Below are 23,763 nucleotides of genomic sequence, written 5' to 3'. Positions count from 1 at the left end.
CACGGGATGAGATTCATCAGGCCGAAAAGCACCAGGCTGCTGATGGCGCCAACGGCCGCCAACAGCCGCACAAGCGGGCCGATCGAAACAACAAGGGAGGCCATGAAGACTTTCTTAAAGGCCGGATTGATTCCGGTCTAGCCCCCTTGTCTCTCGCGTCGCTGCATTCATTCGCACGCCTTTACACAACCCGCCCTGCTGGATCAGCGCACGTGGCGGGTCCCATCTACGGGGTGGTACTCCTCTCCAGTGAGCTCCTCAAACACGATGGCCGGCAGACCGGTCTCAAACATGGTCTGCAGTGCTTCCTTGAGATAGGGGTTCCAGCCTCCGGTGCTCACCTGGCCGTGGCGGACGGTCCAGTCCCAGGTGCCCTGAAGGTCACGGGGGATCCGGCCTTCCCGGTCACGACGGGCTACCAGATCAAGAGATTCCACAAGTCCCACGGTGATGGGGTCCTTGCCGTAGGCCGGAGTCAGGCTCAGTTCCAGGCGAACTGGGTCTTGTTTCATCAGCCGAAGCCGGAACCGGGGAGGCAGCTTGAGGCCCTTGATGACCGCGGCAACGATGCGTGTTCTCTGATCCACTCAGGCGACCCTTGTCGACTCCAAGCCCCCAATTTATTCAGTGCCGGGTCCAGCGGCCGCCGAGGCATCGTCATCGTCACCGCCAAAGCGCACCGTCAGCAGGGCTTCTTCCGTGATGCGTCCCTCGCTGTCCAGCAGTTCCGGGTGGACGGTGACTTGGCCGGTGCGGTCGTTCGGAGCGTTGCTGGGCGCGCTGTTGATTGGACCACTGGCAGCGCGGAACCCTTTGCTCATCACGCGGAAGGCCTGCCACAACAGGGCCACGAACAGCGCTCCGTAAATGAGGGGAAACAGCGAACCGAGCATGACCTTCCGACCCAGCTGAATGTCTGCATCCTCACGCTATCGGGACCCCGGTCGCATGTGGTCACAGCTTTGACATGGAACGTGGCTGTTTTTGGATCTGCTCTGCGTAGCGTCGAGGCAGCCGATCGCCCTGAAACTGTGGTCAACTCTCCGTCCCGCTCGCTTGTCGCCTCTGCTGTGGCGGGGGGATTGCTGGTGGCCGGCGTGTCGTCGCTTCCCTTGATCATTGGCCTCGAGCAGGCCGAGGCCCGCCCGGCAATCCGTCGGGACTCATTCGTTGCAGCCGCTGTCAAGCGCAGTGGTCCGGCAGTGGTCAGCTTGGAGACGGCCAGGACCGTCAATCAGTCCAGTGTTGCTGGTGTGCCGCCGGCCCTGATGCAGGACCCTTTGTTTCGCCAGTTCTTTGGCATCCCCCGCTCCACAGCCCCGCGCCCCAGGGTGCAGCGCGGCCAAGGCAGTGGAGTGATCTTCGATGCCAAGGGCCTGTTGCTCACCAATGCCCATGTGGTGGAGGGGGCTGATCAACTCACCGTGGACCTCTCCGATGGCAGGAGGGTGCCCGCCCGAGTGGTGGGCAAAGACAGCCTCACCGATCTCGCGGTGGTGCGCCTGAAGGGCCCCGGGCCCTGGCCTGTCGCGGATCTGGGGGATTCCGACCGGCTCAGCGTGGGCGACTGGGCGATTGCCGTGGGCAATCCCTTTGGCCTGGAGAGCACGGTGACTCTGGGAATCATCAGCAACCTCAACCGCAACGTTGCTCAGTTGGGCATTTCGGGCAAACGTCTTGATCTGATTCAGACCGACGCGGCGATCAATCCCGGTAACTCGGGCGGGCCACTGCTCAATGCCGACGGTGAGGTGATCGGCATCAACACCCTGGTGCGATCAGGGCCTGGGGCAGGTCTGGGTTTTGCCATCCCGATCAATCGGGCCCGCGCCATCGCCCAGCAGCTGGTGGCCAGCGGCAAGGCCCGTCATCCGGTGATCGGCATCCGTTTGTCGCCGGTCCCTCGGCCCACCCCCACATCCCCGGTGCCGCCAGGTGCGGTGATTCGTGCGGTCCAGCCTGGAGGGCCGGCGGACCGCGCCGGGCTCAAAATTGATGATGTGATCACGCGATTTGATGGCGAGGCTGTCGCTGACCCCGCTGCGGTGGTCAGTGCCATTGAACGTCGCGGCGTCGGTGCCACGGTTGCGCTTGAGGTGAAGCGTGGTCAGGAGCTGGTCACCATTGACGTCAAGCCAGTCGATCTTTCGGCTTTGACTTCTGGCTGATGCTGCGGGCTCAGGCGTCGTCGGCGTCCCTTAGTTGTTCAACGCATTGGGTGATGCAGTCGCCATCGTCTAGTGAGCAGGTGGTGATGCACTGGAAATAGGTTTCCACGGCGTCCCAGGTCTGCTCATGGGGTGCCGGACCGGGGGCTGTTGAACCGCCAACGGGTTCGCTGCTGCCGGGGCCGGGAACCATGCTCATCGGGGCTGTGGGTCAGTTTTGTCAGCTTATGCAGATGAAATCTGGAGGTAAAGAGAAATGAGTCTTCCTGCCTAAACCTGTGTGAAGTTTTCTTTGTGCGGCCTTCTGATCCCAGTCAGGCCGCCTTTTTACGGCGGGCGTCCCGTGCCTTCTGCTTCTCCTTGTTGGCCTTCCGCTTGGCCTCCCGTTCTGCAGCCAGTTCTTTCTCTTTGGCGGCTGTCCTTTCCTCCTCTTTTTTCTCGAGGTAGTAGTTGTAATCCCCGCGATATATCACCAATTCGCCGTCCCGCAGTTCCACGATGCGGTTGGCCACGCGGGAGATGAAATAGCGGTCGTGGGAGACCAGCAGCGCGGCTCCCTCGTAGGCCATCAAGGCGTCCTCGAGTATCTGCTTGGCGGGGATGTCGAGGTGGTTGGTGGGCTCATCCAAAACCAGCAGATTGCAGGGGGTGAGCAGCATCAGGGCCAGGGCCAGGCGGGCCTTTTCTCCCCCACTGAGCTTCCCGACTTCCTTGAACACCGTGTCGTTGCTGAAGCAGAAACTGCCCAGAAGCGAACGAACCTGGGTCTGGGTCCAGTCGGGAACCGCTTCGTACATCGTGTCGATCACGGTCTTGGACAGATCCAGGGCTTCGGCCTGGTTCTGTTCGAAGTACCCCGCAATCACGTTGTGCTCCCCGAGCCGGGCACTGCCTTCATCGGGGGTTTCAACCCCCATCACCAGCCGCAGCAGAGTGGACTTGCCCGCACCATTGGGGCCGACGAAGGCAATGCGGTCGCCCCGCTCCACCTCCAGCTCAGCCCCCAGGAACAGAATTTTGTCCCCATAGCTGTGGGTGAGGTTGTCGATCAGGGCAACCTGGGCTCCGGAGCGCGGGGCAGGCGGGAACTGAAAACTCGGCCCGGCCACGGATTCGATCGGTGCCTCCACCCGTTCCACCTTGTCCAGCTGCTTCTCACGGCTTTTGGCCTGGGTGCTGCGGGTGGCACTGGCGCGGAAGCGATCGATGTAGGCCTGTTGCGTGGCGATTTCCTTCTGCTGTCGTTCGAAGGCCGACTGTGTGGCCTCCCGCTCCAGTTGCTTCTGCTCCAGGTAGGCGGTGTAGTTGCCGAGGTAGCTGCGGGACACCCCCCGTTCGGTGGAGACGATCTGATTGCAGACCCGGTCGAGGAAGGTGCGGTCGTGGCTGATCACCACAAGGGCTGCGCTCTGCTCCAGCAGGTAGTTCTCCAGCCACTGGATGGTCTCGACATCCAGATGGTTGGTGGGTTCGTCCAGCAACAACAGATCCGGTTCCTGCAGCAGGATTTTCCCCAGGGCGATCCGCATCTGCCAGCCCCCGGAATAGTCCTTCACCTGCAGCTCAGCGCTCTCTGGGGTGAAGCCGATCGTGGGCAGGAGCTTGTCGATGCGGGCATCGAGCTCGTAGCCATGCAGCGCTTCGAAACGGCTTTGCAGCTTTCCAAGTTGTTGGATCAGCTCGTCCAGATGATCGGGGTCCTCCGCTGCCCGTTCGGAGCACATCGCCTCTTCCACCTGCTTCTGCTGGTTCATCACCTCGGCCGCTTCGCCGAAGGCTTGAAACAGTTCCTGGCGCACCGTGCGCTCCAGGTCCACGTCGAATTCCTGCTGGAGGTAGGCAATGCGGGGCTCCCCCTGCCGAACCACCTGGCCGCTTGTGGGCTCTTCGTGTCCGGCGATCAGACGCATCTGGGTGGACTTGCCGGCGCCGTTCACCCCCACCAGGCCGATTCTGTCTCCGGGTTTTACCTCCCAGGTCACGGCGCGGAGCACTTCTCCTGTGGGGTAGATCTTGCTGACGTTTTCGAGTCGCAGCACCGGCGGAAGGCGTGATGCCCCCCATCATCCCTGTCGGCAAACTGGTGAGGGTTCCCGGAGGCTGGTCGCCTTGCTGAAACTTGAGCAGCTGGCCGCTCTTGTGGTGGCCGCAGGTTTGGCGATTGTGAGTTATCTGCTCTTCTTCAGTTGGGCCGGAGGCGGCGGCTACGAACGCCGTCAGCGAACTGAGCCCCAGGCGTTTCTGACGTCCGGCCCTTCCGAGTTCAAAGACCGCCTCTCGCCTTGACCATCCAGCGCTTGCTGTCGTCGTCGTCGAGGCTGGCCAGATGCTCGCGCACCTCCTGGGTTGTGACGGGTAGCCCCATCTGGTCGCCCAGGCTGCAGATGCTGGCCATGGCGCCGCTGGGATCCTGCAGCGCCTGACGGAACAGGGCCTGGGTTTGCTCCGGATTGCTGCTGATTCGGGCGTACAGCGATGCGGCGTTCGAAGTCATCGCGATCTGGTCTACTGGTCGAACGCTATTCAGGGCCGAAGCTCTTGTCAGGCGGCTTGTTCGATGCCGTCATCGTGCTGCCCCAGGGCCGAGGCGTCCTTCATGCTGCGGGCATCCATGCACAGCACCTTGCGCAGTTGGGCGTAGTTGGCGGCCTGGGTGCTGCGCCCTTCCTGGGAGGCGCCGTATTCGGCCCGTTGCAACACGTGGTGCAGGTGGGTCAGCAGATAGGTGCTGATCACCGCTGACACCAGCACATCGCTGTTTTCAGCACTGCGGCGGGGGCGTCGGGACCGAGCGCGGGAGCCGGCTGGGCCTCGACGAGGGCGTGGTGTGGCTTGGGTCATGGGGTACTCCGAGGAGGACCAATGCCCCCACCATAGTCATGGATACTACCCTTGACCATCTCTGTACACTTTTTAGTAGCAGAGCCCCTCCCTGGGGATCCGGTCGTGCCCACCCGTCAGACCTCATCCAGCGGGAAGCCCAAGTCCCCGAGAATTCAGGTGGTTCTGCCTGAAGATCTCTGCGCGCGTCTCACGGCGATGGCGGAGCTGGAATCCCGCACGGTGAGCAACATGGCGCGGGTGTTGATCCAGCAAGGCGTGCAACGCCATGAGCAGGAGTTGGAGGCGTCCGCACCGGCCCCGACCCGTGAAGAGCGCCTGCGGTCCGCCCTGGAATCACAGCAGCCACGCCGTCTGAGGGGCGCTCCCCGGCGCTTGCGCTTGCACAGGCCCGGTTAGGCCGGATTCACCCGCACCCCGAGCACGGCTTCCCTGCTGGCTCCGGTGACAGCAGGGACATTGCCGGGATGCCCCCTCTCCTGCCACCAGGCCAGCAACGCGAAGACCAGGGCTTCTCGGGCTTCCGTCGGCACCCCCAGACTGCTGCTTGCATCGAGCTGCGCGCCTCGGCAGCGTCGCCGCAGCTCATCGATCAACACCGGGTTTTGGCTGCCGCCCCCGGCTGTGATCAGTTCGATCGGTGCGATGCCAACGCTCTGGCGCAGGTGCTCCAGATCCTGGGCAACCACAGCCGCGGAAAAGGCCGTCAACGTGGCGATGGCATCTGCCGCTGAGGCTCCACCCAGTTGTTTCAGGCGTCGGTTGAGGTCGGCCTGTCCGAAACACTCCCGTCCCGTGGATTTTGGAGGTGCCAGCTGGAAGTACTCCTCCTCGAGCCAGCGCTGGATCCAGAGCTCATCCGCATGGCCCTGCGCTGCCATCGCCCCACCCTGGTCGAAGCTTTGGGCGCCATTGGTGAACTGGCGCATGCCCAGGTCGATCAGGCTGTTGGCGGGTCCGCAGTCCCAGCCCAAGACCGCGGCATGGCGGTCGTTTCCACTGCAGGGGGGGATCAGGGTGAGGTTGGCAATGCCGCCCAGGTTCAACAGTGCCCGCCAGCCCTGCGTGCTCCCCAGTAGCGCTGCATCAGCCCGGGGCACGAGCGGTGCTCCCTGCCCACCAAGCGCCAGATCAGCGGCGCGGAAGTCATGCACCACGGGCCTTTGCAGCCGATGGGCCAGCAGGGGGGCCAGCAGCATCTGCCAGCTGGCCCCTCGTGCCTCGTCGGCCGGGGGGCGGTGCCAGACGGTCTGGCCATGGCAGCCGATCAGCTCAGCTTTGGCATCGGGGTCGCAGGCCAGGGCCGCCTCGGCTTGCGCCTCTGTGATGGCTTCGGCCAGCTCCAGCCAGAGGGCAGCCGGCATCGGAGCGCCCTGGCCGGCTGCCACCACCTGCCGCTGCAGTTCGAGCGGATAGGACTGATGGTGGTGGCGTAGCAGGGACCACTGAGGACGCTGGGGTGGGCCGTCGAAGCGCGCCAGCACTGCATCAACACCGTCAGCACTGGTTCCGCTCATCAGCCCGAGGCAGTGCATCGGCTCAGTTTCTGGGTAGCCGCTGCAGGTCGTCCACCAGTCCCATCACCACAAGCAGGTGCCCCTCCTCCAGCACGTGGGATGCCGGTGGGTTCACCATCAGGCTGCTTTGCGGTCCTGCCGCCAGCACGTTCACCCTGAAGTTCTTGCGCAGATTCAGATCCCTGAGCGAGCGGCCCACAAACGGTTCTGGAACCTTGATCTCCTCGATGCAGTGCTGTTCATCCAGGGCCAGCCGTTCCATCAGGTTGGGGCGCACCAGCTCCAGCCCCAGACGCTCCCCCTGCATGCGCGAGGGAAAGATCACCCGGTCGGCCCCCACCCGCTTCAGCATTTTTTCGTGCAGATCGCTTGTTGCCCTCGCGATCACCTGGCGCACGCGGCTGCCCTCGCTGTCTTTGGCGATCAAGGTGGCGGTGATGCTGGCCTCGATCGGTTCACTGATCGCCACTACCACGGTGCCCATGTCGAGCACGCCGGCTTCCCGCAGGGCCTCTTCGTCGGTGCAGTCCACGACGCGGGCCTCCACGCTGGGCTCTACCTGACGCAGTTCATCCACTGCTCGCTCTGAGCGGTCCACGGCCAGCACATCCGCTCCGTTCTGGAGCAGTTCCCGACAAACGGCGATGCCGAAACGGCCCACGCCGATGATCGCGAAGCCGAGTCTCTCGCTGCCCTGCGCTGGGCTCCACTGCCACCACTCCTTCATCGCTGCCTCCCCCGCTGATCGCGCTCAGACATACAGATCCTCGCTGGGATATCCGATTCGATTCTGGCGATTCATCTGAATTTGTTCCTGGGTCATCGCTTCCCAGATCGCACTCAGCAGCAGCAGGATCCCCAGCCGTCCCACAAACATCCCCACCATCAGCACAGCCTGACCGAAGCGGGGAAGTTCAACGGTCACCCCCAGATCCAGGCCCACCGTGGCGAAGGCGGAAATGCAGGTGAACAGCATTTCCATGAAGGTGAACGAATCCTTGCCGTTCAAATTGCTGGCGATGCTGATCAGCATTGCCATGGCCATCACGAACAGAAGGGAGCCCACCGTGATGCCAACGGCCCGCAGCACCACCTTGTCGTTGATGGTTCTGTTGCGGATCACGACCACCTCCCGCCCCCGCAGGGTGGAGCGGGTGGCCGCCATCAAGGCGGCCACTGTGGTGGTTTTGATTCCACCACCGGTGCCGCCAGGGCTGGCACCGATGAACATCAGCACCATCAGCAACAGCAGGCTGGATTCGGTGACGGTGTCGAGCGAGAGCGGCACGGTGCTGAAGCCGGCGGTGCGTGCTGTCACTGATTCGAACAAGGCCGTGAGCCAGCGCTCGGACCACGGCATGCCTGCGAAGATCTCGCCCTGGTTCAACCATTCCGTCAGGACCAGTCCCCCAGCTCCGAAGGCGATCAAGAGCATATTGGTGCGCAGCACCAGCCGTGAATGGAGGCTCAGACGGCGGCGGTTTCGCCGCCTGGGCAGCAGCTGCGTGCTCAGATCGCTGGTTACCCGCCACCCCAGGCCGCCGGTCACGATCAGCAGCATCACCACGGCATTCACAACGCCGTTGCTGCGGTAGCGCTCGAGGCTGTCGCTCCAGAGCCCGAACCCCGCGTTGTTGTAAGCCGAGATGCTGTGGAACACCGCCGCCCAGAGGCGTTCTCCGTGGTTGGGGATGTCATCGAAGCCGAAGTGATACAGGATCACAGCCCCCACCAGGATCACCAGCGTCGCCGTCAGGGCAATGCCACGAAACGTGCGCCCGACGCCTCCCACGCCGAATTCATCCAGGGCCTGCCCCCGGTCCAGCCGGCGTCGCAAGGCTGTCCCCTGCACCACGAAGCCCTGGAGAAACGTGGTGATGGCCATCAAGCCAAGGCCCCCCGCCAGGATCATCAAGGCCAGCAACGCTTGGCCGAAGGTCGTGAGATCGGTGCCGATGTCGATGATCGACAGGCCCGTCACCGTGATGGCGGATGTGGCGGTGAACAACGCTTCCCAAAGCCCAACGCTGCTTGAGGAGCAGAGCGGAGTGGCCAGCAGCAGCGTGCCGATCAGCACCACCAGCAAGCCGGTCACCACAGTGAACTGGGGAACCGTGAGCCGACGATGCCAGCCCTGGCTCCGTTCGATGGCCCTTCCGATCGGCACAGGCGCGCGCGAGATCTGACCAGTGTTGTTCAGGATCCGCCGTAATGCCAGAGGATCAAGGCCGGCACCAGAACGGTCATGATCACCGTCAGGCCGAGTCCGTAGCGGGTGACATCCAGAAATCGGTAACGGCCTGGGCCGAACACCATCAGGTTTGTCTGATATCCCACTGGGGTGAGAAAAGACTGACTGGCACCGAACAGCACTGTGATTAGCAAGGCGGTGGGAGATAACTGCAGGGACGGAGCCAGTTGCACAGCCACAGGCGCCAGCAGGGCGACTGAGGCGGCATTGCTCATCACTTGGGTCAACAGCGTGGTGCCGATGAAGACAACTATTAACGCGGCATAGCTCGGCCAGCCAGCCAGCCCCTGCTGGAGCACCAGGGCGAGGGCATCGGCCAGGCCCGTGCTCTGCATGGCGACGCTGAAACTGGTGAGGGATCCCAGCAGCAGGATCACGTCCAGCCGAATCGAGCGCTGCAGTTCACCAAGGCGAAGGCAGCCGGTGGCCACCACGCTCACCATGGCCAACAGCACTGCGGCCACAAGGGGGATGGGGGTGAGACTCGGCAGCAGCAGCATGGCCAGGGCGATGCTGACGGCCACGGGCTTGCGCCGCACGGTCGGGAGGTCATCCTCCAGTCGATCCAGCACCAACAGGTCATTGCTGGCCTGAAGGCCGCGGATGGAGTCGATCGGTGCCTGCAGCAGCAGCACATCTCCCTCTCGCAGGATCACCTGGCCAAGGCGTTCCTGAACGGTTTCCTGGCCGCGGCGAAGGGCGAGCACCGTGGCGTTGTGGCGTTGCCGGAACCGCAATTCCCGCAAGCTGGCGCCGGCCAGCGTGGAACCAGCCGGCAGCAACACTTCCACGGTTTTCTGACCGCTGGCTTCTTCGGTGTTCAGACTGAATCCGGCGTTCTGGCCCTGGGTGGTGAGCTGAACCGTGTGATCCTGCTGGAGACGCAGCAGATCCGGGCGGGTGACCCGCAGCAGCAGACGATCGCCCGCTTCAAGACGTCGGTCTGCCAGGGGGGGCAGCAACCTCTCCCCACCGCGTTGCAGCTCCAGCACGTCCACGTCGAAACGGCGCTGCAGCCGACTGTTCAGCAGTGAGCGGCCCACCAGCTCCGAGTCTGGGGGGATGCGCACTTCTGTGCAGTAACTGCTCGTTTTATTAGTGTTGCCCAGATCATCCGTCGTGGCACCACGGTCCGGCAGCAGCACTTTCGGAGCCATCACCAGGTAAAGGGCGCCGGCCAGCCAGACTGGCAGGCTGATCAGGGTGAAGCTGAACAGATCGAGGGAGCCATAGCCCAGTTGTTCGCTGATGTCGCTCACCAACAGATTCACCGAGCTGCCCAGCAGGGTGAGGGTGCCCCCCAAAACCGTTGAAAACGACAACGGCAGCAGCACCCGGGATGGTGAGATGCCGCGCCGTTGGCACCAGCCCTCCACCACGGGAAGCAGTGATGCCACCACGGGCGTGTTGGGTACAACTCCCGATACCGGTGCGATCACGAAGGCCATCAGCGCGATCAGACGGCGCGAGGAACGGATCCGCTCCGAGGCGATCAGGGCCCTCAGGCGATCCAGGGCACCGCTTTTGAACAGGGCTGCGGAGACCGGAAACAGGCCCAGAAGGGTGATCAGTGCAGGACTGCCGAACCCCGCCAGGGCCTCCTGGGGATTGAGCACCCCGGTGGCGATCAGAAGGCTCAGGCTGAGCAACCCGGTGAGCTCCGGGGCAATCACTCCGGTGATTAACAGCACCACCGCCAGACCCAAGACGGCCAGGGTGATCAACGCCTGAGGGTTCTGAAGAGCGCTGCTCAGCTCGGCCATGGCGGCGAGTCGCCGGTCGTCAATTGCGGCGATTCTGCCCCGGGATCAAAAAATTGCTCGCGCAACCACTGCTGTAGGCCCTGTAGCCCATCCCCCCGCACGGCCGAGAGAAACAGGGCATCGGGATCCCGCTGGTGAATCGTCTCGATCGCAGTCGCCTCACAGCGGTCGATCTGATTGGCGATCACCCGGCGCAGGGCGGTGCTGCCAAGGTCATCAAGCAGGCGATGCACCGTGTCCAAGTGGCCTTCCCAGTCGGGGTCAGCAAGGTCCACCACCAGCAGCAGCACATCGGCGTCCAGTGCTTCCTCCAGCGTCGCGCGGAAGGCTTCCACCAGTGGGGCGGGAAGATCGCGGATGAACCCCACCGTGTCGGTGAGCAGCAGACGTTGAGGGCGTGTCCCAGGGCAGGGCAGGTCGAGTTTGCGGGTGGTGGGGTCCAGGGTGGCGAACAACTTGTTCTCCGCCAGCACGCGGTCACTGGCCCGTTTGCCGCACAAGGCATTGAGCAGGCTTGATTTTCCTGCATTCGTGTAGCCCACAAGCGCCACCCGCGGCAGACCACGCCGTTGATCCCGTAAGCGGCTGCGGTGGGATTGAAGTTGGCGTTGATCGCGAAGCAGTCGTTCGATGCGTCGGCTGATGGCCCTTCGGTCTTTTTCCAGCTGGGTTTCTCCTGGGCCGCGCGTGCCGATGCCGCCGCCCTGACGCGACAGGCTGCTGCCCCGTCCCAGCAGGCGCGGCAACCGATAGCGCAGTTGAGCCAGTTCCACCTGAAGCCGCCCTGCCGCACTGCCGGCCCGCTGGGCAAAGATGTCGAGGATCAACTCACTGCGGTCGGAGACCGGGCAGCTGAGCAGCCGCTCCAGATTGCGGGCCTGTACGGGGGTGAGCTCCCGGTCGGTAATGACGAGGGAGGCCTGGCAGCGGCGGATCTCGAGGGCCGCTTCCTGAAGTTTCCCGGAGCCCCAGATCGTCTGGGGATTGGTTTGGCCCCGGCGCTGGCTGGTCCGGGCCACCGGTTCGGCACCGGCACTGCGCACCAGGCCTTCTAGCTCAGCCAGATCCCGCTGGTCGCGCCGTTCATCGCCACTGATCAGCGTGAGCAGAAGCACCCGCTCGTCTCCGGCCGCAGCGCTGCTGTTCTGCGGTTGGGGTTCGTCTGGCGTGAGGAGACAAAGGTTCCGAAGGTCGCCCTGTTCAAACGGCCTCCAGCCATCGGCTTGCGACGGGTCCGGGATCAGGAGCTCGGCAGGGCGAGCTCCATCGGCGGCTGGGCACGGTGCAAAGCGCAGCCAGTGTCGAGGAGCGATGTCGAGGGCGACCACAGCGTCGCGGGGATCGTGGGGCAGCCCTTTGCGAGCGAAAGGGCAGCTGATCAGTCGCCATCCCCCGCTGCTCCGTCGCGGGGTTGCCGGCAGATGCTGCAGCAGCGAATCGCTGCCGGTGAGAGGCCCCAGCCAGAGCAGGCGGCAGAGACCACGGCCGTCCAGCACCAGATGCAGTGGCATCTCCAGATCAAGCACCAGGTCTGCCAAGCGTTCGAGGCTCAGCAGATCGGCGCCGCAGTCTTCAGGATGGCGGCGATGGCTTAATCGCTCCAGTTGCCGTTGCTGGCTTGGGCGCAGACCACGGCAACGCCCGCCGAGGTGGGATTGCTTCAACGGTTCAGCAACCAGGCGCCTGCCGAGCGCAGACCCAGGGAGAGCCCTGGCAGACGGGTGAGGTAGGTGGCTCGTCGCAACTGGAAGGCCAAGGGGCCAGCCAAGGTGAGCCCCATGCCCGTGAGGGTGGCGTCACCGACACCGAGGCTGAGCATTTCGCCTCGGTCCTCGAATTCAAAGGGTTGTGGTTCTTGGTCCATGCGCAACGTCGCGATGGCTGCGGCAGTGGCATCGCCCTGTTGCATCGCCACCTGGGCGCTAGCGGGCCAAGGGCTACCAGGCCGGGCTGAGAGATCCCCGAGGGCGAATGTGTTGGCGCTGCTCACCAGGCGCAGGTCATCGTCAATGGCCAGACGCCCCCGTTCCAGTACAGGTGTGGGTGAGATGGGGGGGATGGAGGGGCTGCTTCCTGCGGTCCAGACCAAACCTGCGTGAGGCAGAACAGCACCATCGGCAAGAACCGCGGTGCTGGATTTCACTTCGCTCACGCTGGTGTTGAGTTGGACCACCACCCCTTTGCGTTCCAGCGCGGCCTGGGCCCGCTCACGATTGAAGGCTGTGCTGCCGGGAAGGATTTCATCGCCCATCTCCACCAGTCGAACGCTGGCAGCACCGTCGATCAGATCCGTCAGCTTGCAGGCCAGCTCCACGCCGGTGGGTCCCGCGCCAACAATAATCAGTCCGGCCGCTTCACCCCGTTGCTGGTGCAGGTTGTTCAGCCATTGCTTGAGGCGGCTCACATCGCTGAGGTCACGGAAGCCGGAGCTGTGCTCCTTGACGCCTGGAATGCCGAAATCATTGCCTTTCGAGCCCGTTGCCAGCACCAGTTGTGACCACCCCAAGCGGTCTCCGGAGGCCAATTCGATGGTCTGGCTGGTTAGGTCGACACCAACAACGCTGTCTTGGATCCAGCAGATGCCGTTGTTCAGCAGTTGGTCGTAGCGGGGGGCTACTTCCCAGCCTTGAAGTTCATCGCTGAGCAGTTCGTACAGCAGCGGTTGAAACAGAAAGCGATCCCGCGGTTCGATCAGAACGATGGGGCAGTTGGGCTGTCGTCGCTGAAGAGCAAGTGCCGTGAACAGTCCACCGAATCCACCGCCAACGATCACCACGGCATCCGTTGGGGACGAGGGTGAACGCATGAAGGGATCTGCTGGTACACAAACGATAGGAACCACACCCGGTCCCATGACAGGGGAAGATGGCGTGATGAAGGAGGCTCCTGAGGCCATGGTGTCCATGGCGGTGCAAAACGAGTTGCTCGAAGGGCGCAAGCTGCTGGAGTCGATGGAGCCGCAGCAGCGTTTGGCCTGGGGATTGGAGCAGTTCGGGGAGAACTTTGCTCTCACCACAAGTTTTGGGATCCAATCGGCTGTGCTTTTGCACATGTTGAGCACCCTCCCCGGGGGTGATGCGGTGCCAGTGATCTGGATCGATACCGGTTATTTGCCTCCTGATACCTACACCTACGCCGCTCAACTCACCCAGCAACTCAGGATTCGTCTGGTGGTGAGTCAGAGCGAGATGTCCCCGGCTCGGATGGAGGCCCTGCACGGGCGGCTCTGGGAGTCCGGTCGCGTCGAAGACCTCGAGACCTATCACCGGATTCGCAAGGTTGAACCCCTAGAGCGTGCGCTCAACGATCTAGAGACGCGCTGTTGGGCCAGCGGCGTGCGTCGAGGGCAGACCGATCACCGCCGCTCGATGACCGCCTTGGATCCGATTCGGGAGCGTTGGTCCCTGCGCCCCTTGCTCGAGTGGACGCAGCGAGACGTTTATTACTACATGCAATCGAACAACCTCCCCCAGCACCCATTGTTCGAGCAGGGCTATTCCACCGTTGGCGACTGGCATTCCAGTGGCCCGGACGTGGGAGATCTGAGTGGCCGCGACACCCGCTTCGGCGGGTTGAAGCAGGAGTGTGGAATTCATGTGCCCCAGGAGGCCAACGAAGGGCTGATGGGCGATGGCATCTGAGTGACGGGGTCTGAACGGGGCGGCGGTCGCGCTCTGCTGATTGGCAACAGCCGTTGGCATTGGGCCCAGCGTCAAGACAACGATGTACGTGTCGATCACGGGCCTCCTGAACCTGGTCGCATCGGGAACGACCCTCCGATCTGGGCGGCGGTGGCTCCGGTGCCCGAGTCGCTCATGGCCCACCAGGATCTGCGCATTCGCCTTGAGGATGTGCCCTTGCCAAAGGCTCCTCCTTGGTTGGGTGTGGACCGAGCTCTCGGGGCTTGGATGGCCTGGCGCTGCAGTCAGGAGCAACAGCTCGACTGTTCCAGGGGGTTACTGCTCGTGGATGCCGGCACCGTGTTGAGCCTCACCCGGGTGACGGCGGACGGTTGTTTTGGAGGTGGTCAGCTGATCCCGGGCTATCGGCTCCAACTCCAGGCCATGGCCGAGGGAACCCTCGGCTTGCCTTCAACCCCGGAGGTGCCCAGCAACGACGCTCTGCAGGAGGTGTTTCCACAACAGACCGTGGCTGCCATGCAGCGCGGTGTGCTGGAGGCAATGTTGGCCTCCATTGCAGCGGCTCAGCAGCACGCCCAAGGCTTGTTGTGGATCTGCGGTGGTGACGCTGACCTGTTGAAGCAACATTGGACCGGTGCAACGAAGTTGTTGCAGCTGGAGGGTGATCTTCAGTTGCAAGCATTGCTGAGCCTGGGTGCTGGGCTCAGCTCAGGCCGAGATCGCTGATCAGTGTGTCGGCCATGGTGGCAGCTTTCACCTTGAGATAAATCCGCTCCAGTTTTCCCTCTTCATCAATCAGGAAGGTGTGGCGCATCATTCCCATATATTCGCGCCCCATGAACTTCTTCAGCCCATAGCTTTCGTAGAGGCTGGCGACGGCACAGGGCTCCTCATCGGTGAGCAGGGTGAAGGGCAGCTCGTGCTTATTGATGAATTTGTTGTGGGAGGTGGCTCCGTCCTTGCTGATGCCCAGAACGGTGATGTTGTTGGCTTTCAGTTGCTCCCAGCGGTCGCGGAAGTTGCAGGCTTCTTTGGTGCAGCCTGGGGTGTCGTCTTTGGGATAGAAGTACAGAAGAACCTTCTTCCCGCGCAGTGACGCGAGGCTGATGGAATCACCGTTTTGGTCGGGAAGGGTGAAGTCGGGGGCGGCGTCGCCGATTTGCAGGCTCACGGAAAGGGCTCGATCAGTGGCGGCAGCGTACGGCCCTCAGGACAAGACTGTTCGTGCTGCCTACGTTGCAATCAACCTGCAGCTGTTGGGCCATGGCGTCGCGGATCCAGGTCGAGCAAATCGCGCGCTCCCTGGCGGCTCTGGGCCTTTTGGCCATGGGGTTGAGCGCACTTGTTGCGCCGCGTCATGGTTTCTCGTTGGATCACGCTGTTTCTCAGTCGTCGCAGGCGAATCTCAGTCGGCTGCTGATGCAGCGCGAAATCACCCTGCATCAACGCAGCGAAGCCGAAGCCCTGCTGAAGGAATTCACCTTTACCCAGATGACGCGCCACTTATGGGGTGAATTTTAGGCTTGCTCCAGGATCTGGGCCTGTCTGCAGGACCGCAGTTGCTGGCGACGGTGGATCGCGACGCTGTTCAGACTCGTTTGTGGCTTGAGCCCCATCACGGCACGGAGGCCTATACGGCAGAGGTGGCGCGCTCCGGTGGTCGGCTGCGGATTCATCACTGCTGAGGGTATCGGGAGGGAATCGGCCAGGCCGAGGCAGGGCATTGTCCGGATGGTTGGCAACGCATCTCTTTGAAGTGATCACAGCGTTCCACTTTTGAGTCCTCTTTAGGAAAAAACTGATCCCCAGTGTTGGGTTTCAGGTAGATCTCCCCGGCGAAATATTTTCAGCCCATCGATGTTTTCTAGATGGCCTGGTTCGGGTAATATTCTCTGACTTCTTGTTTTCGAGAAGGTCCAGATCGAGCTGAATTGCCGAGACTTACATGTCTCTTTTGCTCGGTAGTAGTTCTCTCAATGTTTCCCGATTCTTAAGCAATTTGGTGATGTCGGCATTTCTGATTGAGGGGGCTAATTTTTTTATTGATGCGCCCTTTGCTCGTCTCGTGTTTTCTCGTCCCGCCGTTGGCCTGCTGGCCGGCGCCTCCCTCGCTGCTCTGGCTGTTCCCGCTGGAGCAGGCACCAAGCGTCCCGTTCGCTGGAACACCGGTGGCGCCGTGTGGACCACCACATCCAAGGATTTCAAGGCTTTCTTTAAATCTGGTGAAATCAACGACCGTGCCCTGGATGCCGGCATCAGCAACTCCGGTTGGACTGCCGAGGAAATTCAGGAAGGCATGACCAAAACCTATGCCGTTGACATCATCGGCGTGTCCCGCTTCCTGTACTCCAATGACGGCGTCAAGTTCCTTATGGATCAGACCCGTTCTTACTTCCCCTACTGGACGATGACGCCCACTTCCGTGGTGGCTCTGCGGTCCGCGATCATCGCCGACTCCATCGACGGTGAAATCTCTTCCGCCGGCATCATGGCTGAGCTGCCCGTGGACTTCCGTCTGGCTGACATCTGCGGCACTTACGACGGCACCCAGAACGTCTGTGCTCCCAATCATTGCGAAGGAGACGCCCAGTGCACCTCGCTGCTCTCCTGGTACGTGTTCCTGCCTGCCTGCATTCAGGCCAACTCCGTGCTGCCCGAGCCCGCTGCTCGCCCCGCCTACGTCGCTCCTGCCCGTCCCCTCTGGTGATCAGGCACTGAGCCCTTTGCCTTCAGCCCCGGCTTTGGCCGGGGTTTTTTATGGCGTGCCTCGCTCGCCTTGGATCAGCTGATGGCGCATTGGCAGCCTTAAACCACCTTCGCCCAGGCCGTTCAACGATTGGCGCAACTGCGTCAGCACTTCCGTGCTGATCTCCCCCATGGCCTGCCGGTAGGGCGACCCTTCGGCCAGCCATCGCTCAGCCAGTTCCGTGCCCCCTGGAAGAGTGAGATGTTCAAGCCACTCCTCACAACGGAGCTGCCAGCCAGCCTTCTTCAATAACTCTTCTGGCCGCTGCTGCCGCTCAAGCCACTGTTGTTCTTGAGCCACAAGATCGCTGAACAGTTCTGTTGGATCGTCGTCTTGCAGCAATGCACCGGCGGGCCCCAGTTCGGCGCGGCTGATCAGCAGCCGTAAGCCCGTTTTCGGCTCGGCATGTTGGTTGATTGTTTTCAGCAGCGCCGTCCAGTTCTGACCTTGCAGATCGGCAGCGGCGAGCCGTCCTCCGATCCAGTCGAAGGCTTGGCTCGGTGGCAGAGCATCGAGGCTGCCGGTCAACAGGTCGGGCCGATGCTCCGGCTCGAGCAAATCCATCTGCGCTTCCAGCCGGCTGCGGTCGGCATCGTTGTCGCAGAGCATGGTGACGCCTCCCTCCGGGGCAGCCCTCAATGGATCGAGAGCCCAGATCAGCGACCGCATCCCCAGCAGCAGCACCCGATCTCGACGGGTCCAGGGGATCTCTCGCCAGAGCCGCTCGCGCAGGCGCTGCAGCCGTTCTCCTTCCTGCCCCAATTGGCGCTGCACCCAGCGGTCCACGCCAGGACGTTCGGGTCCGCTGCTCAACAGCAAAGGCTGGTCGGCCGCCAGCTCAGCGGCCGCGGCGAGTTGGGCTGCCCGGCGTTCCGCCATCCGCTGGCGACGTTCCCCCTCCCACCCGAGTTCTCCGGGCTGCCAGAACACCTCGCCTTGCAGGGCTGTGGGGAGGTATTGCTGCTCTACCCAGTGTTCGGCGTAGGCATGGGGATAGCGGTAGCCCACGCCATCGCCGAAGGCGGCTCCATCCCGGTTGGCATCGCGCAAATGCCCGGGCACGTCTTGTTTCTGCGCATCGCGCACGGTTTTGAGGGCATCAAAGAAGCCCAGAACGCTGTTGCTCTTTTCTGTGCTCGCCAGGTACAACGCGGCTTGGGCCAAGGGATAAAGCCCCTCGGGCAGCCCTACCCGTTCGAAGGCCGCGGCACAGGCTTCCACTACAACGATGGCCTGCGGGTCGGCCAGGCCGATGTCTTCGCCCGCTGCGATCAACATCCGCCGAAAAATGAAGCGGGGGTTTTCACCGGCTTCCACCATGCGTGCCAGCCAGAACAGCGCCGCATCGGAATCGGAGCCCCGCAGCGATTTGATGAAGGCGCTGATCGTGTCGTAGTGGGCATCGCCGTGCTTGTCGTAGAGCACAGCTCGCTGCTGAATCGATTCCTCGGCGATGGCCAGGTTGATCTGAATCACACCGTCGCCATCGGGTTCGGAACTCTCCACCGCCAGTTCCAGGGCATTGAGCAGGCTGCGAGCGTCGCCGCCCGCTACATCAACGAGGTGGTTGGCGGCATCGCTGCTGATGGCGATGGCACGGTCGCCGTAGCCCCGCTCGTTGTCTGCAAGGGCGCGTTGCAGCAGCCGCTGTAAATCCTCTGGTTCCAGAGGCAGTAAACGAAACAACCGCGAGCGGCTGACCAGCGCCTTGTTGACTTCGAAATAGGGGTTTTCTGTGGTGGCGCCGATCAGGGTGACGGTGCCGTTCTCCACCCATGGCAACAGCGCATCCTGCTGGGCGCTGTTGAAGCGGTGCACTTCGTCGATGAATAGGATCGTGCGCAGGCCATGCCGTTCAAGACGTTGGCGTGCAGCATCCACCTCGGTCCGTAAGTTTTTGACGCCCGCCAGCACGGCATTGAGGCTGCTGAAATGAGCTCGGGTGTGGTTGGCGATGATCCGCGCCAAGGTGGTTTTGCCGACCCCGGGCGGGCCATGCAGGATCAGGTTGCCGACTCGATCAGCCTTGATGGCACGGCGTAGGAGCCGTCCGTCGGCCAGGATCCCGCTCTGGCCCTCAAATTCCTCCAGCGTGCGCGGACGCATGCGGTCTGCCAAAGGAGCAAGCCGCCTCCGTTGCTGCTCACCGTGAAAAGCGAAGAGGTCCTGGCCCAACGAACAATCGGCGATGCCCCAGTGTCCCTGACGTTCTCAATCAGCGCTTGAGCTGGTCCAAATCGAATCTTTTTGCAGGCCTGTTTCGAGACGTCGAAACCTTTCCGGACAAGCTCTGAGGAACTCTGCATAATCCGGCAAAAGACATTTTGCCGTGCGTCATCCGCAGCGTCTTCTGATCACTTTCGCGGCTCTGATCACGGTCAGTTCCTGCAAGAGCGAAGCGCCGAAGCCGCCGTCGCCGAAGGTGCAGGCCGTCTCCACCCAGTTGGCTGAATTCACTGAAGGTGTTGACACCGTTAGCACGTTGGAGGCCAGCAATCTTGTCGAGCTCGCCGCCCAGTCGGGAGGACGGATTCTGGAGCTGAAGATTCGCCAGGGTGATGAAGTTGCGCCAGGTCAGCTGTTGGTGGTGCTCGATCAAGTCGAGAAGAAAGCCAAAGCCGACAACGCCAAGGCCAACTATGAGCGTTTCGCCTACTTGGCTGAGACGGGCGCTGCGTCGCAGAAGGACTTGGATCGCTATCGCACCCAATACATCTCAGCCCAGGCGGAGCTCGACTACAGCAATCTCACTTCACCATCCGCCGGCACGGTTGCTGACGTGAATGTGAAGGTGGGCGACGTGATTCAGCAAGGCCAGGTGTTCACCAGCCTCGTGCAGAACAACGAACTGGAAGCACGTGTGGAGGTGCCGGCGGTGTTCTCGACGCGTCTAGCTCTGGGGCAGCCAGTGTTGCTTAGCGCTCCGGGCAGTGATGAGTTGATGGCGACCGGGGAAGTCGGCTCGATTGACCCAAGGGTTAACAAGCAGACTCAGGGATTGTTGGTGAAGGCGGTCTTCGCGAATACTGATGGGCTACTGAAGGATGGCCAGCGTCTGCGCACCCGGGTGCAGATCAAGGCTGAGAAACAATTGGCCGTTCCTTTCGCCGCTGTCACCCAGACCTCCGGTCAGAGCTTCGTCTTCCGTGTCGGCAGCTTTGCGGAACTCAAAGAGAATCCTGGCAAGGCTGATCTCGAGAAGCTGGAGAAGGGAATCAAGGCCGGCAAACTCCCTGCTGATGCCAAGTTCGCCCTGCAGACGCCGGTCACGGTGGGCGAATTGGAGAACCAGCTGTATCCGATCACCAAAGGCCTTGATGCCAATCAGATGGTTGCCACAACCAATCTGCTCAACCTGAAACACGGCATGCCCGTGCTGGTGCAACCCGCCAAGGCGAACTGAGTTTGATCGATGTCTGCTTCCAACAATTTCATCACCCGGCCTGTTCTCAGCACGGTCTGCAGTCTGCTGATCGTGATCGTCGGCTTGATCGCGATTCCGATCCTGCCGATCGAAAACCTTCCTGATATTGCTCCTCCCACGGTGAAGGTGCAGGCCACCTATGTGGGTGCCGATGCGGTTGCTGTTGAGCAGGGGGTGACCTCCGTGCTCGAGCAGCAGATCAACGGGGTGGAGAACATGGACTTCATCACCTCCAACAGCTCGTCGGACGGTGTGAGTTCGATCTCCGTGTCGTTCGACAGTGGCACCGACGGCAACATCAACCAGGTGAATGTGCAGAACCGCGTCTCCCTGGCAGAACCTCAGCTTCCGGAGGAGGTGCGCAAGTCGGGTGTGACGGTGAACAAGGCCTCCAACTCGATCCTGCTCGTCTACAACTTCGTCAACGAAGACCCCTCCAAGACCGAATACTCGGTGGAGACGATCAGTGGTTACCTCGATAAAAACCTCACCGACAACGTCAAGCGGGTGAAGGGCGTCGGCGATGTCACCTACTTCGGCAACCGCAAGATCGCCTTCCGCCTTTGGCTGGACCCCGAGAAGCTGACCGCCAACAACCTCACGGCCACCGATGTGGTCAACCAGCTGCGAAGTCAGAACCGTCTGGTGCCTGCCGGCAAAATCGGCGGCGCCCCTGCCCCTGAAGGTCAGGAATACACCTTCACGGTGCAGCTGCAGGGACGTCTTACCAGCATCCAGGAGTTCGAAAACATCATTCTCAGAACCACTGATGCCGGTGGCTTGGTGCGGCTCAAGGATGTGGGCCGCGTTGAGCTCGGCGGTGAGACCTACGGCATTGATGCCATGGATCTCAAAGGCACACCTTCCGTTGGCATCGCGATTTACCAGCTCTCCGGAAGCAATGCCATCGAGGTCTCCAATGGCGTCAAGGAAGTGCTCAATGAGTTCGAGCAAACCCTGCCGGTTGGCCTCGGGGTCCAGAAGATTTACGACACCACCGACTTCATCAATCAGTCGATCAAAGGTGTGACCAACTCCCTTCGGGACGCAGTGATCCTGGTGGTGCTGATCCTGTTCCTGTTCTTGCAGAACTGGAAAGCCACGTTGGTTCCGGCCATTGCGATTCCGGTGGCCTTGATCGGCACTTTTGCCCTCGTGCTGGCCTTCGGTTTCTCCCTCAACCAGCTCACGCTGTTTGGTCTTGTGCTGGCCACTGGCCTTGTGGTGGATGACGCCATCACCGTGGTGGAAGACACCTCCGCCAAGAAGGCGGAAGGGATGACCTCGGTGCAGGCCGCCATGGAAACCATGGATGAGCTGTTCGGGGCTGTGATCGCCACCTCCCTGGTGAAGATGGCGGTGTTCCTGCCGGTGCTGTTTTTCCCGGGTGCCACCGGAACGATCTACAAGCAGTTCGCCGCCACGATCCTTTTCTCGATCGGCATCTCCACGTTCAACGCCCTTACCTTCTCGCCGATGCTGTCGGCCCTGCTGTTGTCTCGCGAGACCAAGGAGCTCAGCCGCAATCAGTACGCCACGGCCGGCGTGGTGCTTGGTTTCATTTACGGCTTGCTCAGTGCTGGCAACGGAGCGGCAGCAGCGTTGATCCCAACGGTGATCGGTGCGTTGGTCGGCTTCTTCGCGGGCAAGATCAGCGGTCTGCCCCTGCGTCTTCCCTTCACCGCTGGTGGTGCTGCGGTGGGTGTGATCACCACAGGGGTGATCATCTCCAATCCGATTCCGGTGGTGTTGTTCACCGCCATTGGAGGAGTCGTTGGCTACTTCATCCCGGTGATCTTCACCAACTTCAATCGTTTGTATGGCGGCTTTGAGAAGCGCTATGCCTCGATCCTCAACGCCGTGCTCAAAGCCCGTCCGATTGTGATGGCGGCCCTGGCGGCCGGCATTCTGCTGACGGGATTCGCCTTCACCCGCATTCCAGGTGGATTCGTGCCGATCGAAGACCAGGGCTATGCCATTGGTTTCGTGCAGGCTCCTGAGGGTGTCTCCAACGAGAAAACACTGGCGATCAACCGTCAGGTGGCGGAGGTGTTGCGCTCCGAGGAGGACATCGCCTCAGCCGCCCTGTTCAGCGGCGCCAGCCTCGATGGCAACGCGCCCAACAAGGGTCTGTTCTTCATCGGGATGAACCACTGGGATGATCGGCCCGGCAAGGACCACACCGTGGGAGCGGTGGTGAAGCGTCTCAACGCCAAGTTGTACAGCGCGATTGATGGGGGTCGGGTGTTTGTTGTTGAGCCCCCGTCGATTCCCGGTTATGGCACCGGTGGTGGCTTCGAGTTCCAGCTGCTCGACCAGAGCAGCGGCGTCTATTCGTTGAATGAGTTTTTCGGATCTGCTCAGCAGATCATTCAGACGGCGAACAGCGATTCCGTTCTCAATCAGGTTTACACGCTGTTCTCCCCCCAGGCTCCGCAATACAAGATTGATGTGGACCGGGAGCAGATGGCTTCGCTCGGTGTCGATTTCGCCTCCGCGATGTCTGTTTTCAGCGTCAACTTCGGTGGGCAATACGTGAATGACACCTTCCAGGAGGGCAAGGTGCGCAGGGTGTATGTGCAGGCCGATGAGGTCAGCCGGGCCACTCCCCAGCGGCTGTCGGCCATCTACGTCGCCAATGCCAAGGGGGAGCAGATTCCCCTCTCCGAGTTCTTCACCGTGAAGCAGACGGTGGGGCCCAGCGTCATTCCCCACTTCAACCTTTACCGCTCGATCAAGATCGACGGCACCCCCAAAGAAGGCAACAGCTCCGGTCAGGCGATCGGGGCGATGAAGCAGATTTTCAATGCGGGCAGTTACCAGGGTCTTGGGTTCGACTGGACCGGTATCTCCCGCGAAGAGGTGAAAGCCGGATCCCTGGCGGTGGTGATCTTCGCGCTCGGCATCCTGGCGGTGTTCCTGGTGCTGTCGGCTCAGTACGAGAGTTACACGGACCCGATCATCATCCTGCTGACGGTGCCGACGGCGTTGCTGGGGGCCCTGGTGTTCCTCGGCGGTGCCGGCCAGGTGCTCAACATCTACGCCCAGGTGGGCCTTGTGATGCTGATCGGTCTGGCAGGAGGTAACGCGATTCTGATCGTCGACCTGGCCAATCAGAAGATGGGTGAGGGCGAGTCGGCGCTGGAGGCTGCCAAGTTCTCCGCCAAGTCGCGTTTGCGGCCGATTCTGATGACGGCGATCTCTTCCCTCACCGGCTTCCTGCCCCTGATGCTGGCCAGTGGTGCTGGAGCTCAGAGTCAGTCGTCCCTGGGTCTGGTGGTGTTCGGTGGTCTTTTGGTGGCCACCTTCCTCTCCACCCTTGTGGTTCCTGTCTTCTACGTCGTGATGAAGACGTTGCTGGGAGAGGCCGATGCAAAGCCTCCCGAGGACGGTCCTACCCCCACCCCGTAAC

The 23,763-nt window shown here is 62.0% G+C and carries 24 protein-coding genes; 10 read left to right on the top strand and 14 right to left on the bottom strand.

What is annotated here, in order from left to right; translation table 11 throughout:
* Positions 1–203: 203 nt before the first annotated feature.
* Both SYNCC9605_RS11560 and SYNCC9605_RS11555 read right to left on the bottom strand, forming a co-directional pair.
* The gene (locus tag SYNCC9605_RS11560; protein ID WP_011365251.1) at positions 204–587 is read right to left on the bottom strand and encodes a hypothetical protein; all 384 of its coding nucleotides are present in this window, start codon (positions 585–587) and stop codon (positions 204–206) included.
* A gap of 33 nt (positions 588–620) precedes the next feature.
* Positions 621–893 (bottom strand): DUF2973 domain-containing protein, encoded by a 273-nt coding sequence (locus tag SYNCC9605_RS11555; RefSeq protein WP_041435208.1) that lies wholly within the window; start codon positions 891–893, stop codon positions 621–623.
* A 138-nt stretch (positions 894–1,031) separates the two neighbouring features.
* Here SYNCC9605_RS11555 and SYNCC9605_RS11550 point away from each other — a divergent pair, with 138 nt between their 5' ends.
* Positions 1,032–2,168: a trypsin-like peptidase domain-containing protein gene (locus SYNCC9605_RS11550; RefSeq protein WP_041435827.1), complete on the top strand. Its 1,137-nt coding sequence runs from the start codon at positions 1,032–1,034 to the stop codon at positions 2,166–2,168.
* A 10-nt stretch (positions 2,169–2,178) separates the two neighbouring features.
* On the opposite strand, the gene SYNCC9605_RS11545 is transcribed toward SYNCC9605_RS11550, so the two are convergent.
* Positions 2,179–2,367: a hypothetical protein gene (locus tag SYNCC9605_RS11545; protein ID WP_041435205.1), complete on the bottom strand. Its 189-nt coding sequence runs from the start codon at positions 2,365–2,367 to the stop codon at positions 2,179–2,181.
* 115 nt (positions 2,368–2,482) lie between these two features.
* Positions 2,483–4,207 carry an ABC transporter ATP-binding protein gene (locus tag SYNCC9605_RS11540; RefSeq protein WP_011365249.1) on the bottom strand — a complete coding sequence of 575 codons (1,725 nt, stop codon included), beginning with the start codon at positions 4,205–4,207 and terminating at the stop codon, positions 2,483–2,485.
* Between the two features lie 70 nt (positions 4,208–4,277).
* Here SYNCC9605_RS11540 and SYNCC9605_RS15275 point away from each other — a divergent pair, with 70 nt between their 5' ends.
* Positions 4,278–4,454: a hypothetical protein gene (locus SYNCC9605_RS15275; RefSeq protein WP_186493914.1), complete on the top strand. Its 177-nt coding sequence runs from the start codon at positions 4,278–4,280 to the stop codon at positions 4,452–4,454.
* Here SYNCC9605_RS15275 and SYNCC9605_RS11535 read toward each other — a convergent pair.
* On the bottom strand, positions 4,432–4,662 hold the full coding sequence (locus SYNCC9605_RS11535; RefSeq protein ID WP_011365248.1) for a hypothetical protein: 231 nt from the start codon (positions 4,660–4,662) through the stop codon (positions 4,432–4,434). The two genes, SYNCC9605_RS15275 and SYNCC9605_RS11535, sit on opposite strands and share 23 nt — an antisense overlap.
* 47 nt (positions 4,663–4,709) lie before the next feature.
* Positions 4,710–5,009, bottom strand: coding sequence for a hypothetical protein (locus tag SYNCC9605_RS11530; RefSeq protein ID WP_011365247.1), 300 nt, complete (start codon positions 5,007–5,009; stop codon positions 4,710–4,712).
* A 105-nt stretch (positions 5,010–5,114) separates the two neighbouring features.
* Here SYNCC9605_RS11530 and SYNCC9605_RS11525 point away from each other — a divergent pair, with 105 nt between their 5' ends.
* The gene (locus tag SYNCC9605_RS11525) at positions 5,115–5,408 is read left to right on the top strand and encodes a ribbon-helix-helix domain-containing protein (RefSeq protein WP_011365246.1); all 294 of its coding nucleotides are present in this window, start codon (positions 5,115–5,117) and stop codon (positions 5,406–5,408) included.
* On the opposite strand, the gene SYNCC9605_RS11520 is transcribed toward SYNCC9605_RS11525, so the two are convergent.
* Genes SYNCC9605_RS11520 through SYNCC9605_RS11495 form a run of 6 tightly spaced genes read right to left on the bottom strand, consistent with a single transcriptional unit; the run spans position 5,405 to position 13,346 of the window.
* Complete coding sequence (locus SYNCC9605_RS11520) at positions 5,405–6,544, bottom strand: anhydro-N-acetylmuramic acid kinase (protein ID WP_011365245.1); 1,140 nt, start codon at positions 6,542–6,544, stop codon at positions 5,405–5,407. The two genes, SYNCC9605_RS11525 and SYNCC9605_RS11520, sit on opposite strands and share 4 nt — an antisense overlap.
* Before the next feature lie 4 nt (positions 6,545–6,548).
* Positions 6,549–7,253, bottom strand: coding sequence for a potassium channel family protein (locus tag SYNCC9605_RS11515; RefSeq protein ID WP_011365244.1), 705 nt, complete (start codon positions 7,251–7,253; stop codon positions 6,549–6,551).
* Positions 7,254–7,277: 24 nt separating this feature from the next.
* Entirely contained in the window at positions 7,278–8,693 is a 1,416-nt protein-coding gene (locus SYNCC9605_RS11510) for a TrkH family potassium uptake protein (protein WP_011365243.1), read from the bottom strand.
* A 29-nt stretch (positions 8,694–8,722) separates the two neighbouring features.
* Positions 8,723–10,540 carry an SLC13 family permease gene (locus SYNCC9605_RS11505; RefSeq protein ID WP_011365242.1) on the bottom strand — a complete coding sequence of 606 codons (1,818 nt, stop codon included), beginning with the start codon at positions 10,538–10,540 and terminating at the stop codon, positions 8,723–8,725.
* Complete coding sequence (hflX, locus tag SYNCC9605_RS11500) at positions 10,528–12,204, bottom strand: GTPase HflX (RefSeq protein WP_011365241.1); 1,677 nt, start codon at positions 12,202–12,204, stop codon at positions 10,528–10,530. The genes SYNCC9605_RS11505 and hflX overlap by 13 nt, the downstream gene beginning before the upstream one ends.
* Positions 12,201–13,346, bottom strand: coding sequence for an NAD(P)/FAD-dependent oxidoreductase (locus SYNCC9605_RS11495; RefSeq protein WP_011365240.1), 1,146 nt, complete (start codon positions 13,344–13,346; stop codon positions 12,201–12,203). The genes hflX and SYNCC9605_RS11495 overlap by 4 nt, the downstream gene beginning before the upstream one ends.
* 88 nt (positions 13,347–13,434) lie before the next feature.
* Between SYNCC9605_RS11495 and SYNCC9605_RS11490 the strand changes: the two genes are divergently transcribed.
* A complete protein-coding gene (locus SYNCC9605_RS11490; protein ID WP_011365239.1) occupies positions 13,435–14,181 on the top strand; it encodes a phosphoadenylyl-sulfate reductase in 747 nt (248 codons plus the stop codon).
* Complete coding sequence (locus SYNCC9605_RS11485) at positions 14,182–14,907, top strand: type III pantothenate kinase (RefSeq protein ID WP_011365238.1); 726 nt, start codon at positions 14,182–14,184, stop codon at positions 14,905–14,907.
* Here the strand turns inward: SYNCC9605_RS11485 and bcp are convergent.
* A complete protein-coding gene (bcp, locus tag SYNCC9605_RS11480; RefSeq protein WP_011365237.1) occupies positions 14,885–15,352 on the bottom strand; it encodes a thioredoxin-dependent thiol peroxidase in 468 nt (155 codons plus the stop codon). The two genes, SYNCC9605_RS11485 and bcp, sit on opposite strands and share 23 nt — an antisense overlap.
* A gap of 92 nt (positions 15,353–15,444) precedes the next feature.
* Between bcp and SYNCC9605_RS15630 the strand changes: the two genes are divergently transcribed.
* From SYNCC9605_RS15630 to SYNCC9605_RS11470, 3 genes are all read left to right on the top strand, one after another.
* The gene (locus SYNCC9605_RS15630) at positions 15,445–15,702 is read left to right on the top strand and encodes a hypothetical protein (protein ID WP_049749500.1); all 258 of its coding nucleotides are present in this window, start codon (positions 15,445–15,447) and stop codon (positions 15,700–15,702) included.
* 2 nt (positions 15,703–15,704) lie between these two features.
* Entirely contained in the window at positions 15,705–15,866 is a 162-nt protein-coding gene (locus SYNCC9605_RS14945; RefSeq protein ID WP_156783127.1) for a hypothetical protein, read from the top strand.
* A 320-nt stretch (positions 15,867–16,186) separates the two neighbouring features.
* Positions 16,187–16,888: a hypothetical protein gene (locus SYNCC9605_RS11470; protein ID WP_011365235.1), complete on the top strand. Its 702-nt coding sequence runs from the start codon at positions 16,187–16,189 to the stop codon at positions 16,886–16,888.
* A gap of 48 nt (positions 16,889–16,936) precedes the next feature.
* On the opposite strand, the gene SYNCC9605_RS11465 is transcribed toward SYNCC9605_RS11470, so the two are convergent.
* Positions 16,937–19,102, bottom strand: coding sequence for an AAA family ATPase (locus tag SYNCC9605_RS11465; protein ID WP_011365234.1), 2,166 nt, complete (start codon positions 19,100–19,102; stop codon positions 16,937–16,939).
* 154 nt (positions 19,103–19,256) lie between these two features.
* Here SYNCC9605_RS11465 and SYNCC9605_RS11460 point away from each other — a divergent pair, with 154 nt between their 5' ends.
* A complete protein-coding gene (locus tag SYNCC9605_RS11460; RefSeq protein WP_011365233.1) occupies positions 19,257–20,330 on the top strand; it encodes an efflux RND transporter periplasmic adaptor subunit in 1,074 nt (357 codons plus the stop codon).
* Positions 20,331–20,339: 9 nt separating this feature from the next.
* Entirely contained in the window at positions 20,340–23,762 is a 3,423-nt protein-coding gene (locus tag SYNCC9605_RS11455) for an efflux RND transporter permease subunit (RefSeq protein WP_011365232.1), read from the top strand.
* Position 23,763: the final 1 nt, after the last annotated feature.

The organism is Synechococcus sp. CC9605 (assembly GCF_000012625.1).
Lineage (GTDB): Bacteria > Cyanobacteriota > Cyanobacteriia > PCC-6307 > Cyanobiaceae > Parasynechococcus.
The sequence above is the reverse complement of the archived record's forward strand: the minus strand, read 5'-3'. Positions and strand labels throughout refer to the sequence as shown.